The sequence below is a fragment of the Pseudoselenomonas caprae genome (assembly GCF_008271345.1).
GTDB lineage: Bacteria > Bacillota > Negativicutes > Selenomonadales > Selenomonadaceae > Selenomonas_A > Selenomonas_A caprae.
The window spans coordinates 1-3093 of the sequence record NZ_VTOZ01000054.1 but is presented as its reverse complement, the minus strand read 5'-3'; the positions used below and the strand labels follow the sequence as shown (position 1 = coordinate 3093).

General features: G+C 46.3%; 2 protein-coding genes and 1 pseudogene. All 3 read right to left on the bottom strand.

Annotated features, from left to right (window positions below):
* Positions 1-1458: pseudogene (locus FZ041_RS14245) on the bottom strand (RHS repeat-associated core domain-containing protein); the annotation flags it as partial.
* 234 nt (positions 1459-1692) lie between these two features.
* Positions 1693-2136 carry an SMI1/KNR4 family protein gene (locus FZ041_RS14240; protein ID WP_149190050.1) on the bottom strand — a complete coding sequence of 148 codons (444 nt, stop codon included), beginning with the start codon at positions 2134-2136 and terminating at the stop codon, positions 1693-1695.
* A 2-nt stretch (positions 2137-2138) separates the two neighbouring features.
* A partial coding sequence (locus tag FZ041_RS14235) for an RHS repeat-associated core domain-containing protein (RefSeq protein ID WP_187626398.1) occupies positions 2139-3093 on the bottom strand: 955 nt, incomplete at its 5' end.

Below are 3093 nucleotides of genomic sequence, written 5' to 3'. Positions count from 1 at the left end.
ATCGTAGGTATAGGCCAAAAGCGTTTTGCCGCTGGCTTTCTTATTGAGCAGCAGGCCGTCTTTGTCGTAGGTGTAGCGGTAGTCCATACCATTGGAGATAGCGGCGGTCAATTGCCCATTGGGTGCATATTCATAGCTATTGCGCAGATTGCCTGCCTTGCGCTCGATAAGACTGCCGTAGACATTCCACTGGTACTCATTCGTTATACCATTGCGGTCTTGGAATTGGATTAGTTTACCATCAGCGGTGTAGTGATACTGCTCCTGACTGCCGTCGGGGTAGGTGATGCACTTCAGCTGATTGTTATCGTCATACGCATACGTCCGCTTGTTGCCGTTGCCATCGACAGCTTCGGTGATGTTACCCGCAAAGTCGTAGGCGTAGTTTTCTTTGCTGCCGTCCGCTTTGCGGATTTCGGTGATGCGGCCCCAGCTGTCGAGCAAGTATGTCGTCTCGTTGCCATTGCCGTCGATGATGCCCGTGATATTGCCGAGGGCGTCGTAGTGATAGGATTGGCTTGCGCCTCCCTTGGTTTCGATATGCGTTTGCCAGCCTGCGGCGGTGTAGGCGTAGCTTGCGCCACTGCCACCAGCGGTCTCCACCTTGATGCGGCGGCCCGCGCGATCATAGGCGACGGTTTCGAGCAGCTTGCCATCCGTACCGATGACTGCGGTCAGCCGACCGGCGCTATCGTATTGATAGCGGTACGACATATCTTGCGGCAGCTGCCGCTCCGTGATATTTCCTTCTTTATCGTAGACAATTTTCTGCGTGCGGCCTTCGCTGGAGATTTTCTCTGTCCGCTGGTTCATCAGGTTGTAGGCGAAGCTTTCGTCGCGGCCGCAATCGTCTGTAATGCGGATGATGTTGCCTGCCTTGTCGTAGGCAAACCGCGTCGTATTTTGCTGCCCCGAGGCGTTATCCACCACCGTTTCAGTGGTCAGCCTGTCCATGGCATCATAGGCGCGTTGGATTTTGCTGCCGTCGGGCAATTGTATCGCCGTGATGTTGCCATCGGCATCGTAGGCATAACAGGTTGTCGCCCACCACTTGCGGTTACGCTTGGGATTGCGTTTTTCTGCCCGCTCCAGCAGGCGGCCAGCGGCATCGTACGCGTACTTGATATACTGCGTTTCTTCGCCGTTGATTTTCCTTTTCTCCTCCGTCCGCTTGCCGATGCTGTTGTAAGTGTATTTGACCTCCGCGCCAAGGTTGTCAGTCACGCGAACTAGCCGGTTCTGTGCGTCGTATTCCTTCCGGATAGTCCGCGTCAGGCCGCTGGCACTTGTTTCGCTTTGGGGCGTCAGCCAGGTCTTTTCCTCCGTGATGTTGTTGTTCGCATCATACGTCCAGCGCCGCAGGCTGTACTGGATGGCATCGTCTTTTTCGGCTACGGCTTTGCGCTCCTCCAGCTTGTTGCCGGCTAAGTCATAGCGATACGTCGTAGCATAGGTCATGCCCTCCCGGCTCGCAATGAGCTGGCCGGCATCCTGATGGTAGATACAACGGCCTTTGGCATCGTAGTCATTTTAGTTAGAAAAGCCATGAACAAGGTATTCGCATTCGTACACAGCTTTTAATTTCTCAATCTTTATTTTTTATAATAAATTGTTCCAACAAAAGTCATCCCCTGCTTACATCTTCCTTTTTTATATTTATAATCGTATAAAATTAGATAATTCACTTCATCATCAATCACCACAAACCATCCCATCTAAGAATGTCTCTATTGATTCACTCAAATATACAACATGATCCTCTGGGTTTTCACCATAATCATAATCACCTTCCCAATAATATATAGCGCCAAGCTCTTTAGTGTATATACTAAATCCATATAATCCATCACCTCCATCATCTCCTATAACTATAAACCAATCAGGCAAAACATCTTTTAGTTCCCGATGCACCTTCACAACGCTATCCCCCATATTTTTTAATATCAATGGATAAAATTCATTAACCATATACTCATATCCATCACTATAAAATATATCACGTTCTGGCCTCCCTCCATTATTTTTTAAATAAAAAGTTCTTATTTCTCTAGGAAGTTCTATGTTTAATATTTTTTCAACTTTCTTTATATCATCATCCGTTAAAATTTCCCAAGAATTATTTATTCTATTATCCATTATTATCTCCTTTTAGACTTGTTATAAATATTCTCATTAAAATAATCATCAAATTGCCCACAAGCCCCCTTATGTGGGTAAGTTGATCGATGAGCATCTTTTTTCACTAATTGCATAGTACATGTTTTATCTACCGAATTAAAATCATCCACATGATGCCATGTATATCCTGCCGGCGGATTAGCACCAGGAATTCCAAATTGTTTATTAGCTTCTTTAAAGTCACCTCGTCTTGTTCCTGTCATTTTTATTTTTGTTGACATTTCTGTTCCATCATCCAATTTTTTTATATAATCAGTTCCACTAAAATCAGGCCCTCCATTTTTCGTAGTTTTTATACCATTAAATCCTTTTTCTTTTGCTCTTTCAGCTGGAGTCTTTACTGGATTTTTATAATACCCACTCGGATCATAATAATCCACAGGGTCATTCGCGCAGTAGGCATACAGATTCAACCCGTCGCCGTGATATTCGTCTTCCTGTGTGAATCTAGCAATTGCTGGATTATAGAATCTTGCGCGCAGGTAGTATTGCTGAGTTAGCGGGTCTAGCTGCTGGCCCGTGTACTGGTATCGATTGGGAATCTGTTCTTCCGATTCTATTGTATTACCAAACGCGTCGTAGGTGTAGCGATTCTTTACATCGCCATTCTTTCCCGTGATGAATACAGTACTTCCCTGTTCATCGCTGGCATAGTGATACCAGGCTTTCTCGGGGTTGGCTTCCATCGCCCAGAGGTCGCTGGTGCGAATTAGTCGGGTGATGTTTTCCCCTTCCTGTTCCGTTATCACTTCCTTGTTTTCGTTGAAGATAAACTGTACGAGCTTGCCGTTTTCTTCCATTTCATAGCGCAGGCCTTCGGCATCGTAGCGGTTTATTTGCGTTATACCAGCTTTCGTCGTTACTTCGCTAGTTCTGCGGAACGCGTCGTATTCGTAGGTGTTGTTGCCGTCTTGC

Bases quoted from the DNA above. Each gene is read 5' to 3' on its own strand.
- FZ041_RS14240 (WP_149190050.1), bottom strand. From the start codon at position 2,136: ATGGATAATAGAATAAATAATTCTTGGGAAATTTTAACGGATGATGAT.